This window comes from Paenibacillus pectinilyticus (assembly GCF_001700435.1).
In the GTDB taxonomy this organism is placed as follows: domain Bacteria; phylum Bacillota; class Bacilli; order Paenibacillales; family NBRC-103111; genus Paenibacillus_E; species Paenibacillus_E pectinilyticus.
Genome location: NZ_LYPC01000027.1, coordinates 615,590 through 628,005, shown reverse-complemented (window position 1 = coordinate 628,005; position 12,416 = coordinate 615,590). Strand labels below are relative to the sequence as shown.

Sequence of the window (12,416 nt, the reverse complement as noted above, 5' to 3'; positions counted from 1 at the left end):
GTCGTTTTCCCCCTTCTTAGTTCAACACTTTCGTTTTACTATTGCGATTAACCGGCACTTCGAGACCCAAATGACCACGCAAGGTGTCATGTTCATATTCCGTCCGATACAAGCCGCGTTCTTGTAAAATCGGCACAACCTGCTCCACAAAATCCTGTAACGCACCTGGGATGCCAACCCCGATGATGAACCCATCAGACGCTCCTTCTTCCACCCATTGTTGAATCGTGTCAGCGATCTTCTCCGGTGTACCCACGAAATTCCCTTTCGGTGTTGCAAAACGAAGTGCGACTTGGCGCAGCGTTAGATTATGTTCTTTCGCCAATTTCTTAATCTTCTCCGAACCGCCTTGCTGGCTGTTGGCACCCAAGTCCCCTAGATCCGGGAACGGCTCATCCAACGGATAGACGCTAAAGTCAAAGTCATTGAAGGGACGTCCCAGCGCAATTATGGCTTTATCAATGGACACCAGGTTGACCGTTTCCAGATACCTCTGCTCGGCTTCCTCTTCGGTCCGGCCAATAATCGGTCGAATCCCTGGAAGAATCGATACATCGTCCGCATTGCGGCCGAAGGATACAACCCTGCGTTTAATATCCGCGTAGTAAGCTTTGGCTTCATCGATATTTTCGTGACCGACGAAGATCGCATCTGCATTTCGCGAGGCAAAATTACGACCATCTTCCGACGTTCCTGCTTGGAAAATAACCGGCTGCCCTTGCTTGGAACGGGCAATGTTCAATGGACCCTGCACTTGAAAGAACTCACCTTTATGATTCAAGGTATGAAGCTTCGTCGGGTCGAAAAACTGACCCGTCACTTTATCTCGCGTGAACGCATCATCTTCCCAGGAGTCCCATAAGCCTTTAACCACATCCACATGCTCTTGGGCAATGCGATAACGCTTTTCATGCCGAGGGTGCTCCTCTTTACTGTAGTTGTTCGCGCTGCCCGACAGCCAAGAAGTCACGACATTCCAGCCTGCACGACCTTTGCTGATGAGATCGAGGGATGCGAATTGTCTTGCCACCGTGAATGGCTCACTGTAACTGACGGTTACTGTCGCAACGAGTCCGATTCGTTTGGTAACCGCTGCAAGTGCGGATAGGATCGTCAGCGGCTCGAAGCGATTCAAGTAATGCGGGCTTGATTTCTCCGTGATATGAACACTATCTGCGATGAAGGCAAAGTCGAATTTCCCAGCCTCCGCAGTCTGTGCTTGATGCTTGTAAAATTGAAAGTTCGTGCTTGCATCTGTAATCGCATCGGGATGTTTCCAATCTTCCCAACCACCGCCTACACCATGAATCATTGCGCCTAGTTTAATTTTTTTCGCATTTGCCATTCGAATCAGCCTCCGTCACTTATATTTGATTATTCCGATGAGCTTAATGGTATTTATCATAATCCAGGATCTTCCTCTTGTACAATTCAAAAAACTGAATCTTGGATTCACTAATTGTGAATATACGAGTAAACCACTTGGATTAATTTGAATTCATGATATGATAGCTGTAAGACTTTGTAAAACCGAAAATACTGATCGTTAGATTCACAATTCTTGAACTGATTGCTTGGGAAAGGATGGGGACCTGTATGGATATTCGAAATATTAAAACCTTTCAAACCATTATCCGGCTTGGCAGCTTTCAACGTGCAGCGGAGGAGCTGCAGTATGGTCAATCGACGGTTACGATGCATATTCAGAAGCTCGAAAGCGATCTCGGGGTTAAACTTTTGGAACGGGGAAAGAAATTGACCCTGACTGAGGCTGGCAGGCTTTTTCATCAAAATGCAGATCTCTTATTAAAAGACTATGACTTTCTGCAAGCTTCGATGGACGAACTCGTGAAAGGTGATGCTGGCATTATTCGCCTCGGTGTCATGGAACCCACGGCTAGCTACCGATTGCCGCAATTACTTGGCCCCTTTCTACGTCAACATCCCAAAGTGAAAGTTAGCATTCACATTGGTAACACCACCGTGCTAGGGCAAATGCTCCATGAGGGGAGTATCGATATGGCCATTTGCTCAACACCGAATACAGGTCTGGATCATGCGTTCGAGCCCTTATTCATTGAGCGACTCGCACTGCTTATCCCAGAAACCCATCCGCTCGCTTCTAAAGCATCCATCCATTTGCGCGATTTGCAGCACGAGCACTTACTGATTACCAACTCGCAATGCCCGTATCGTCAAAAGCTTGAGAATGCACTGCTTGAAAATGGCGGCAGCCCTTACTCGGGCATGGAGATCGGGAATATGGCCGCGCTAAAATATTACGTTCAAGCTGATTTCGGCATTGCTGTCGTACCCGTTATTACGGCAACACCAAATCCGCAGGGCACTGTGCTTAAACCGATCGTCGATCTCGATTCGGGCTTAGTCACAGGCTTACTGCGTAAGATGAATGGCAGCTCATTTAGCTTAGCAACTGAGAGTCTTGTGGATATATTCCGCAAGGAGCTGCGGAGTCCAGTGACAGCTTCGTGACCGTATGTTAGACAAAAAAAAGCGATATTCCTGTAGCAGGAATACCGCTTTCTTACCACATTAGAAAGTATATATTTTCGGGTTCCCGAAAACGTCTTGATAATTGGCGATAAAAACTACCTATAAAACGCGGTCGCACATCCTCGAAGTACTTCGATAGAAGTTTTTCTCATTGGTCATCTTTCAAGGTTGCACTGTTGTTTGACGGAGCTGATTCGTTCTTCTTCCGTTTCCAATTTCTCGGATTAAGATAGCTTCTGTATTTCTTAGCTACTTCCTTGCCAAGTAAAATCCCACCGGTCCAGAATGTGGCTTCACTGAGAATCAAGAGTCCTGTTATCCAGCCTGTCATCTTACCGCCGGAATGAACGATAAATGGGATCGTTAGCGCAGTTAATAAAGAAAGTGCAGATACAATCAGCAGGCTGAAGCCGAGCTTTTTAACCAAGCCAATCCCCCCTTGTTGTCTAATCTCACCTATATGCGAGTTAAAAACAATTGCGTTGCACAATACGGGAAAATAACAGTATTTCTCTGGATTAAACAGCTGCGCCACTCTCTAAAGTGGACGATCTTAAGAAAGACGCGAATCCTCACAACAACCCATACCAAAAAGCCTCCCATCCATCACTGGAAAGGAGGCTTACCATTTTATTTGATGCTAGTGATCTGCATCATACTACTTGACATCAGCGGCGCAGCGGAATCCGATATTCCCGGTGGAGCTGTCCGGTGTGTTTTTGCTGCGTGCGGCAACCCGATACCGATTACAGTACGATCGGTGACACAAGTACGATCCTCCGCGCAGTACGCGTGTGTCTCCAGATGGAGGGCCAACCGGGTTATCCCTTTTCCCCTTCACATGAAAGTTCGGGCTGAACCAATCGGAGCACCACTCCCACACGTTGCCCGCAACGTTATACAAGCCGAATCCATTCGGCTCGAAGGCTCGAACAGGCGCTGTACCTGCGTAGCCGTCGCTTTGATTATTTTTGTCAGGAAACTTGCCCTGCCAAATGTTACACATATGCTTGCCGCCAGGCTTAAGCTCGTCCCCCCACGGATAGCGCTTCTGGGCGAGTCCGCCCCGCGCGGCGAATTCCCACTCGGCTTCGGTTGGAAGACGTTTGCCTGCCCATTTGCAATAGGCCGCGGCATCTCGCCACGATACATGGATAACTGGATGATCCCAGCGCTCCTCGATATGGGAGTCAGGTCCTTCAGGATGCAGCCAATCTGCCCCTTCAACGACCCACCACCAGGGGGTTTGCTGAACTTTATTTTGCACAAGCTTAGCCGTCGCCTCAGATACGAATAGATGAAAAACAAATGACCATCCAAACGATTCCGCCTCTGTCTTGTAGCCCGTTTCATCGACAAATTGCTTGAATTCAGCATTCGTTACGGCACACGGATCGATATAGAAAGGTTTTAGGGTAATTTCACGTACAGGCCCTTCCCCATCAGCAGCAAAACCTTCACGGTCATCCGTTCCCATCAGGAATTTCCCGCCAGGAATCAGCACCATGCCTTCTGTGCCTTGAGGACTTGCTGCAACTGATATCTCAACAGCACCAGACACATCTGGGTTGGTTGTTGGCTGCTCGGAAGACGCACGGCTTGCGGAACAGCAGGTTGGTTTGTTGGTTTCCATAACTGAACGTCCTCTCACTTTGGATCTTGGATGTGGATATGCTATTAACTAAATATAGCAATTCCTACTAGGGCCGACAACATAATCGTCGTAAGCGGATGCCATTTGTACTTATGGACAACAACAAACACGCCCGCTGCAATCAAAACGGTAAACAATACTTGCCACGTAAACAGGTCATGCATCGAGTCCGAAAAACCAAAATGAATCGCCGCGTACACGATCAATCCGGTCACAATCGGTCTTAGACCGTAAAACGTCGTATGTACCGCTTTGCTTTGGTATATTTTATAAAAGAAAGAGGAAATGATAAGTACAATAACGAGTGACGGCAGCACCATGCCAATGGTAGAAACGATCGCTCCGAGAATCCCATCAGCTTTGTAGCCAATTAAAGTTGCAGTATTCGTCGCAATCGGACCAGGCGCCACGCCTGCCAATGCCACGCTTTGTGCAAAATGCTCCGCCGACATCCATTGATGCGTCTCAACTTCATGCTGAATGATAGGAATCATCGCATAACCGCCGCCGAAGGACATAACACCAATTTTCATAAATGTGATAAACAGCTGGAATAGCATCTTCGTTCCCCGCCTTTCTCAAATACCGTCTGCAATAAAATAGTCGTAGTAGGTGTAGCCATTGTAGGAAGTGTGAACGGGATCTTTGCCTTTTTCCAAGCTGATCTTGAAGCCAAACGTTTCTTTCACTTTGACAAAAACAAAGCCGATAAATAAGCCGATGATGATCATAAAAAGCGGATTAATCGGGAGCAGCAACAGAATCGCTACGGTTCCGACCGCTGTTATTAACGTTGTTTTATCAAAAATGGCCGAACGAGCCATATTGTACGCTGCTAATACGATGAGACCAATGATAGCACCATGAATGCCTTTGAACGCGGCAACGACTTTGGGGTCCGATTGCAGGAATAGTAAGGCAACACTAAGAACTAGTGCAATGATAAAAGTCGGTAAGGCAATGCCGATGACGGCTGCCAAAGCACCCGGAATGCCTGCCATCCGAAAACCAATGAAAGCTGAGGCATTGACGCCTATACCGCCAGGCGCTGAGCCCGCGATTGCGACGATATCGGATACCTCGTCTTCGGCAATCCATGCACGTTTTTCCACGACTTCTCGCTCAATGACGGGAATCATCGCATACCCCCCGCCAAACGTGGATGGTCCGATCTTGAGAAACGTCCAGAATATATCCAAACATAGATGTAATTTACGATTACGCATATGGATCCTCCTATTTGCCCATTTGTATGGTATCTCCAGTATAACCCACTTAACTCCAAAATGGAATAAACAATTTTGATCGGATGGGTTAAGTTGAATTCATTTGGTGGTTATCGCATGATTTTAATACCTTTAATCCGATAGATTCACTTAGTTTAATTCGAATTGATATTAAGTCGGCGGGATTTAAGGGATTGTGCTGAGGAGTGGGCCGGCGGGACGAGCTTGGGCTCGGGTTCCGAGCCTATCGGGGCCGAGGGACGAGCTTTAGCTCGGGTTCCGAGCCTTTCGGGGCAGCGGGCCGCGCTTGGGCTCGGGTTCCGAGCCTATCGGGGCCGAGGGCCGCGCTTAGGCTCGGGTTCCGAGCCTTTCGAGCAGGCGGGCCGCGCTTGGGCTCGGGTTCCGAGCCTATCGGGCTGGCGGGCCAAGCTTGGGCTCGGGTTCCGAGCCTTTCGGGGCAGGCGGGACGCGCTTGGGCTCGGGTTCGAGCCTATCGAGGCGGCGGGCTGAGCTTCGGCTCGGGTTCCGAGCCTATCGGGGCCGAGGGACGAGCTTTAGCTCGGGTTCCGAGCCTTTCGGGCTAGCGGGACGCGCTTCGACGGCTCAGGTTCCGAGACTATCGGGCAGGCGGGACACGAGCTTAGGCTCAGGTTCCGAGCCTATCGGGCTGGCGGGCTGAGCTTAAGCTCGGGTTCCGAGCCTTTCTGGCTGGCGGACGAGCTTAGGCTCGGGTTCCGAGCCTTTCGGGGCCGAGCGCCGAGCTTAGGCTCAGGTTCCGAGCCTTTCGGGCTGCCAGGCAGAGCTTAGGCTCGGGTTCCGAGCCTTTCGGGCTGGCGGGCTGAGCTTAAGCTCGGGTTCCGAGCCTATCGGGGCCGAGGGCGAGCTTGGGCTCGGGTTCCGAGCCTATCATTAAAGTCTTAATATTTGAACACGAAAAACCGCCCTGAGTAAAAGGCGGTTCATTGAGCTGTTTTACCCGTTAGGTTCAGGTTTCCTTCGACAGCCTGCTATTCAATTTCCATAGTAGTTCAATAAATAGGTTGTCTTTTATTGCTTATCTTTTTAATGCTTGTCTATTATTCCTTGTCTTCGTCGCTGTTGTACTCCAAAATATCACCTGGCTGACAATCCAAAGCCTTACATATCGCTTCTAGTGTTGAAAAACGAACCGCTTTTGCCTTCCCATTTTTCAGAATGGAAAGATTCGCCATCGTAATTCCAACTCTCTCCGAAAGCTCCGTTACGCTCATTTTCCGCTTTGCTAACATCACATCAATATTAATGATAATTGCCATATTCTCCACCTCAGACCGTCAAATCATTTTCAGATTTTATGTTAATCGCTTCTTGTAGAAGTCGTTGGAGAATAGCCGCAAAAACAGCGATAACCAACGAAGCAAAAATGATGATGAGTCCCAATAATCCAACAGGAGGGTCAACTTTTTTCGCAATAAAACGGAAGAGTGGCATACCTAATACATACACACCACTGATTATAATCGCACAGTACTTAATGTTCTTTAACGCCTTTACCGATAATTCCGAGAACGCCGTGTTCCTGTCAATGTACCGTAAAAGATTGAAAGCCTGATAGAGAGCAATGTAAAAAGGCACAGCCGCTCCATACATCACGGTGAAGACTAGATATTTCATTGGGGCCATATCTGGATACGATTCTGCTGCGAAATTCGCTATGTGAGGCACTACAAATATACACAAAGCAAGCACGGCAATTCCAGCCAGAAAAATAATGACCTTTAAGAAAGTAGTTGAACCTCGTTTAACAATCATTTCATACACCTCTCTAATTTTAATAACAAAATGATTTTAGCATACGATTTATCGTTTTACAATAAATTTGTATCGTTTCCACCCCGTTATTATTGTTATTATAATATCCAACTAATTTCAACATAAATAAAGAGCATTTCTCAATAACTAAGAAATGCTCTTACTTTAACATGTTAGATTTACAACTTGTTCAACAATACTCCCGATACTAAACATCTAACGATGGTGCCTGCCCCAGCCATGCCTTCAATCTCACCACTTCTGTACCCGCTAACATCATAATCCCCACACCATGGTTATCATTCGTGACGGTGAGCAGGTCTTTTTTGTAATAATCAGAAGTAAATGCATATCTAGAACCACTGCAAACCCCGTGTACATTTCCCTGGGCATCAATTGCAATCCGAGTTAATCCATCCCATGCCTTCAATGCTGCTTGAATGAAACGTTTCGGCTCATGAAGCCATCCAAAACGCAGACCTCGTGCAAACGCATAGGCAAACATCGCTGTACAAGAGGCTTCTTCGTAGGCATCTGGATCGTTCAACACTTGATGCCATAAGCCGCTTTCAGCCTGAAGCTCCGCATATCCGTTACACAGCTCGTTAAAGAAATCGATCAGCGCCGGACGTGCTTCATGTGTTAAAGGCAACGCCTCTAATACTTCAGTTAGTGAAAAAAGTGTCCAGCCATTTCCACGCCCCCACGGAATTCCTGTTGGCATGCCATATTTAAAATCAAATACATGCGACATGATTCGCTCTTCCGGCATGTACAGATACTTACGAAACAGTAGGAACTGCTTGGCTGCTTCATCTAAGGCTTCGCTATTGCCAGTGATCCGCGCATAGCGGCACAAGAATGGTGTGCTCATGTAGAGGTCGTCAGCCCACATCGTATTCTCTGAGTACTCGTCCTGACAAATCCGGTAGAAAGCTCCATCCTCCTTACGTTCTAACCTGTGCAGAATAAAATCGGCGATACGGTGTGCAATCGGCATGAAGCCTTGATCCTGATTTTCTTGATAGGCCTCCAGCATCGCAGATCCAAAGGAGCCGCAGTTATCAAGCATTTTCATCATGACCAATTGTTGATTAATGGCGGGGAACCCATACTGCTCACGATCCCACAGGGAGTACTCAAACATATCGGTACAGCTTTGAACATGATGAAGCGCATAAGCCGTCATATCAGCTCGATTCAATACGCGGCCTGTTTGCAGCAATCCATAAATCGTAACCCCGAGCGGGTAATCCCAACGCGCATAATTGGTCACATTGCCCACTGTCCACTTATTGCTGAGCATGGCATTCTCATAATAGGGACGAATCCAAGTATCAGGACGGTCTAAGCGCCAATAGGTCCTGTCATTCGAATGAATATCCACCACGAAAGGATGATCTGTCCTTACCACTTCCTCGTAGGTTAACGCGACATTAGCTTCTAGCGGTCCTAAATACAACCAAGGCTCATCATTACCATGAACCTGATGCGGCGCACCAAGGGAAACAACTTCTCCACCTATTGTTGCTTCGAATGTGAAGCCCCAAGAGCTGCGGCCACAAACACTCCGAATCAAGAGATGATGCTGACCAAATGAAAGCGGCACCTCCACTGAGTAGCTGCCTTCAGCTGCAAGATCCACGACTTGCTTGCCTTCCAGCCATATGGTTAATGGACCAGACGCTTGACCTTTTAATAAACAAACATCCCGGCTTGGAGATACATGATTCAACTTCGTCCAGGCAAATACTTGCTTACCAGGCTGTATGCCAAATAATCGCTCGCAAGCAGGCTCAGATCGCTCAGCTTCGGTCCACTCGCAGTTCGGCAGCCAACCCAAGCCGTTATTCGTTTCCGAGGACATCGCATCGGGTAACGAACGCCCCTCGAAAATATCGGTGTCCACCGGCTTTGAAAACACCCAACCTGCTTGACCTTTACGCTCGGTAAACGGCGCGAGCACGTTCAGAATGCGCACTTTCGCTTCATCTGAGCCGAATAGGCACCCGAAACCAGCAACGGTATGCTTGGCTTTGATGAAGAGGCGATTCCAACCTTTTACGAAGTTAACGTTCAGTTTGACCATGGCATCTGGCTTGATCTCATCAATCACAGTGGAGCGAAACGCCAGCTCATCGTTAAAATAAAATTGGATCGGCCCTAAACAGCTTACCAACAAATCCAAGTTGCGTTCTCCATCACTCCAGACTAAGGCATACGCATAAGAAAACTGACCAGGCTTCGCCTCCGGAAATCTGCGTCCCAAATCGAGATCAAACAGCCCCTTTTCGTTTTGCATAATGCCTGCTCGGCTGAAAGCTCGAAATGCGAAAGGAACAGGCGGATTTGCACCCATGTAGCGATCTGCAAGCACTTTCAACGTTTGTTTATCGTCATTCCCTAAGCGGGCTTGTATACTCTCTTGCTCATTAAAATAGATCGTCATAATGAACTTCCTTTCTACCGTAGACGGATCTTAAAAGTCCGATCATAAGGTGTCACCAAGTTGACGTGGACATATTGACAGCCTGAGGGATGGTGATCCTCACGGACGATAGGCAGGATATGCTCATAGGCTCCTGAAGATATTTCAATCACATCACCGTCTGCCTCGTACTTCACGGCTCCGCTTTGGAGGAAGTACTTACCTTCTTCACCTGCCACTAAATTATGACCGCTTAACGTCCCTTCGCTCCCAAAAATGAAGGTCAATTGCGTGAAGACATCTTCACGCTCGTCAGAGGATACATGAATCGTCCACTCGGAATCTCCATGCCTGATTTCTGCTTGCAGCTCCAGCTTCTGGAGATGGGTCATCGGCCGATGATGATGCGGAAGCAAATACCATGGGCTGAGTGTTGAGCCCTCCACGCCAGCAGGCAGTAATTGGCGCGGAATTGGACCGTTGTAGCCTTTTTCCAAAATAGATTCAAGTTTATAGACACCTTCGCCAGCTGTCAGATTGGAGAACTTCACGATCCCAGGTGAGAACGACGTTGCCAGCTTGATACCGAGCAGTCTTGCTTTGCCATGACGAAGTGAAAAGAATGATGGTGTTTGCGACATGATCGTTACGCTTTGGTCGAGATCACGGATGCGAACTACGGGAGCTCCGAATGTGAGATGCATAGCGCTATGTTGAATTTGCATATGATGGCCGACATCATCAATTCCGTTCAAATGTTCCTTTATCGGATGCTGTTCATTTAACACTTTCACATATCGATCCAGCAGCGGTGTTCGTTCTAATCGAGTGATATCGGCTTCTGGATACACCAACATATGCAACATCGGATGGTTGTTCACGCCCTCATGGAAGCCAGTGAGGAATGATGCCGAGTAGTCAGCCATTGATGCAAACAAAGGGTCCTTGTCGTATGCCGCCATCAAGCGATAAATCGGAAAGTAATTCGCCATCGTTGCAATCTGACCGAAATCTTGTCGGCCGGAATAATCCGTTACTACTTCACCTGATGGATGGATCAAATACATCATCATCCGCAGATTGCGACGCACACAATCGATTAATTCAGGGCGGTTCATCAGACGTCCCGTATGATACAGAGCAATATCACTAACAGCGTTGTAAATCCCGTTGCTGCGCTCAGTCCACTCACCATCTTCGGTGATGTCCAATCCTTCTGCCAGCCAGTCTTCCGCTCTTTCCATCAGTTCAGGACGCGGGAAAATGTCATGCAACAAGGCAAGTGCAGCAGTAAGCACCCAACGATGGTTCGGGGTGTGACAGCCGCCAGTTAGCATAGCGGGTAGGGTTCGTTCAAGGAAGAGCTTCAATTTGACCACGACAGGAGCCGCTTCTGGCCAATCATGCTTATGAAGCAGCTGATACATCTGGGTGACACCCCCTACCACGAACGCTGTATCCGGGGGAGAATTATAATTCGTTGAGCCGAGTGATACCGTACCGTCTGGATGCTGTCTGTTCAGCATGAACGCAGCCGCTTTGTCTAAAGCATTCAACAGAAAACGATCATGATAATAACGTGAATCTGGATTAACCAGAGCAGAAACCCATCCCGCTATCATTCGAGGCGTGCTCATATGATTAGCACGAGCAATCCCCGTCTCATCTAGGATACCGCCGTAATATTTGGATAATGGATCAAGGATTTGTTTCAGAAGGGAAGCTTCTGTTTGTTCATCATTCAGCCTTACTAAGCGATTATAGATAGCGTCCATATCTGTCACCTTCCCCTTTCATAGCTGCGATTTTACTTGTAATGAGGTTGTGACTTTCATGAATTTCCCCTGGCTCACACAAGGCCTTTAGTTCATATACTTTGACCTTGGCACCATCAATGGCTTCGAGGAAATGATCAAAATAGGTCATATCTTTGCTATGCACATAGGGACACCAATGATCAGCCAGCTCAAGAGTCTCATGGATGTGTACACCATAGATGTATTTCTTCACGTCTTGCAGCTCTTTGAGGTTATCGTACAAGCCCATTCTATCCATCATCATGGCGTGGCCGATATCGTACCATAAATAGACCGGGCTGCCCGCCAGGTTCTCACAAATCGTTAAAGCTTCCATCAAAGAAGGCATCTGATACGATCTGGAGCGCGTTTCAATGCCGATCGCGATGTCCCAGCCTTTTTTGGCAGCATGCTCACTAACAACTTCCAGACTTTCTTGAATTCTTCGCGTATACCGTGGACTCAACCGGTCCCGACGTTCAATCATGACGCGCCACAACTTTTGATATTCAGTTGAATCCTTGCCATGGTCCCTATAAAGCTTCTTTAAATCAATATCAATGTTATAGTCAAAAGGAACTTCACCTGGGTGCACAACTACGGCTTTGGCGCCATAACGGTGTGCATATTCCATCGATCGAATAAGCAGTTCTATGGAGCGCTTACGCTTCTCCTCATCATCGAAGCCGAGCATGACGGAATCTGTATCATAGTCTTTGTCATTGATGAACGGAAACACGTTATGCACACTCGAAACACCAATTTCTCCCTTTTCAATCATAGGCTCGATCGTTGTCATCATTTCTTCGGTTACGTTATAGTTAAGCTCGACATTGCGAAAGCCCAGCTCTTTAATTTCCTCAATCATGTTCCTGCCGATCGTATGCTTCTTGATGTTCCAGCACGTTGAGAAGGAATACTCGCCTTTATCGATCATGTCTCTTCCTCCTAGAAATTTTATTAAAAAAATAAAGAAAGGTCAGAATTTCCCTCCTTACTATGAAGGG

The 12,416-nt window shown here is 47.5% G+C and carries 12 protein-coding genes; 2 read left to right on the top strand and 10 right to left on the bottom strand.

The genetic code is table 11. From position 1 onward, the window contains the following. Window positions 1–16: 16 nt before the first annotated feature. The gene (locus A8709_RS24495) at window positions 17–1,345 is read right to left on the bottom strand and encodes an LLM class flavin-dependent oxidoreductase (RefSeq protein ID WP_065856080.1); all 1,329 of its coding nucleotides are present in this window, start codon (window positions 1,343–1,345) and stop codon (window positions 17–19) included. Between the two features lie 251 nt (window positions 1,346–1,596). Here A8709_RS24495 and A8709_RS24490 point away from each other — a divergent pair, with 251 nt between their 5' ends. Beyond that, entirely contained in the window at window positions 1,597–2,493 is an 897-nt protein-coding gene (locus A8709_RS24490; protein ID WP_065856078.1) for a LysR family transcriptional regulator, read from the top strand. Between the two features lie 169 nt (window positions 2,494–2,662). On the opposite strand, the gene A8709_RS24485 is transcribed toward A8709_RS24490, so the two are convergent. The 4 genes from A8709_RS24485 to A8709_RS24470 all read right to left on the bottom strand — a co-directional run bounded on the left by A8709_RS24485 (window position 2,663) and on the right by A8709_RS24470 (window position 5,394). After that, entirely contained in the window at window positions 2,663–2,941 is a 279-nt protein-coding gene (locus A8709_RS24485) for a transporter suffix domain-containing protein (RefSeq protein ID WP_084225391.1), read from the bottom strand. A 231-nt stretch (window positions 2,942–3,172) separates the two neighbouring features. Further along, on the bottom strand, window positions 3,173–4,147 hold the full coding sequence (locus A8709_RS24480; protein ID WP_065856076.1) for a formylglycine-generating enzyme family protein: 975 nt from the start codon (window positions 4,145–4,147) through the stop codon (window positions 3,173–3,175). A gap of 44 nt (window positions 4,148–4,191) precedes the next feature. Further along, window positions 4,192–4,728 (bottom strand): chromate transporter, encoded by a 537-nt coding sequence (locus A8709_RS24475; RefSeq protein ID WP_065856074.1) that lies wholly within the window; start codon window positions 4,726–4,728, stop codon window positions 4,192–4,194. A gap of 18 nt (window positions 4,729–4,746) precedes the next feature. Next, the gene (locus A8709_RS24470) at window positions 4,747–5,394 is read right to left on the bottom strand and encodes a chromate transporter (protein WP_065856073.1); all 648 of its coding nucleotides are present in this window, start codon (window positions 5,392–5,394) and stop codon (window positions 4,747–4,749) included. 430 nt (window positions 5,395–5,824) lie between these two features. On the opposite strand from A8709_RS24470, the gene A8709_RS34205 reads away from it, so the two are divergent. Further along, window positions 5,825–6,073: a hypothetical protein gene (locus tag A8709_RS34205; protein ID WP_141692638.1), complete on the top strand. Its 249-nt coding sequence runs from the start codon at window positions 5,825–5,827 to the stop codon at window positions 6,071–6,073. Window positions 6,074–6,470: 397 nt separating this feature from the next. On the opposite strand, the gene A8709_RS24460 is transcribed toward A8709_RS34205, so the two are convergent. From A8709_RS24460 to A8709_RS24440, 5 genes are all read right to left on the bottom strand, one after another. Beyond that, complete coding sequence (locus A8709_RS24460; RefSeq protein ID WP_065856069.1) at window positions 6,471–6,689, bottom strand: helix-turn-helix domain-containing protein; 219 nt, start codon at window positions 6,687–6,689, stop codon at window positions 6,471–6,473. Window positions 6,690–6,699: 10 nt separating this feature from the next. Then, window positions 6,700–7,185 carry a DUF2975 domain-containing protein gene (locus A8709_RS24455; RefSeq protein WP_065856067.1) on the bottom strand — a complete coding sequence of 162 codons (486 nt, stop codon included), beginning with the start codon at window positions 7,183–7,185 and terminating at the stop codon, window positions 6,700–6,702. A 208-nt stretch (window positions 7,186–7,393) separates the two neighbouring features. Next, window positions 7,394–9,634, bottom strand: a complete 2,241-nt coding sequence (locus A8709_RS24450; RefSeq protein ID WP_065856065.1) for a glycoside hydrolase family 88/105 protein — start codon at window positions 9,632–9,634, stop codon at window positions 7,394–7,396. A gap of 14 nt (window positions 9,635–9,648) precedes the next feature. After that, on the bottom strand, window positions 9,649–11,388 hold the full coding sequence (locus tag A8709_RS24445) for a hypothetical protein (protein ID WP_065856063.1): 1,740 nt from the start codon (window positions 11,386–11,388) through the stop codon (window positions 9,649–9,651). Then, entirely contained in the window at window positions 11,372–12,346 is a 975-nt protein-coding gene (locus tag A8709_RS24440; protein ID WP_065856061.1) for a sugar phosphate isomerase/epimerase family protein, read from the bottom strand. Before A8709_RS24440 ends, A8709_RS24445 begins: the two co-directional genes overlap by 17 nt. Between the last annotated feature and the right edge of the window lie 70 nt (window positions 12,347–12,416).

Excerpts from the sequence above, each read along its gene's own strand:
- A8709_RS24495 (WP_065856080.1), bottom strand. The coding sequence starts at position 1,345 with ATGGCAAATGCGAAAAAAATTAAACTAGGCGCAATGATTCATGGTGTA.
- A8709_RS24490 (WP_065856078.1), top strand. The coding sequence starts at position 1,597 with ATGGATATTCGAAATATTAAAACCTTTCAAACCATTATCCGGCTTGGC.
- A8709_RS24480 (WP_065856076.1), bottom strand. The coding sequence starts at position 4,147 with ATGGAAACCAACAAACCAACCTGCTGTTCCGCAAGCCGTGCGTCTTCC.
- A8709_RS24475 (WP_065856074.1), bottom strand. The coding sequence starts at position 4,728 with ATGCTATTCCAGCTGTTTATCACATTTATGAAAATTGGTGTTATGTCC.
- A8709_RS24470 (WP_065856073.1), bottom strand. The coding sequence starts at position 5,394 with ATGCGTAATCGTAAATTACATCTATGTTTGGATATATTCTGGACGTTT.
- A8709_RS24460 (WP_065856069.1), bottom strand. The coding sequence starts at position 6,689 with ATGGCAATTATCATTAATATTGATGTGATGTTAGCAAAGCGGAAAATG.
- A8709_RS24455 (WP_065856067.1), bottom strand. The coding sequence starts at position 7,185 with ATGATTGTTAAACGAGGTTCAACTACTTTCTTAAAGGTCATTATTTTT.
- A8709_RS24450 (WP_065856065.1), bottom strand. The coding sequence starts at position 9,634 with ATGACGATCTATTTTAATGAGCAAGAGAGTATACAAGCCCGCTTAGGG.
- A8709_RS24445 (WP_065856063.1), bottom strand. The coding sequence starts at position 11,388 with ATGGACGCTATCTATAATCGCTTAGTAAGGCTGAATGATGAACAAACA.
- A8709_RS24440 (WP_065856061.1), bottom strand. The coding sequence starts at position 12,346 with ATGATCGATAAAGGCGAGTATTCCTTCTCAACGTGCTGGAACATCAAG.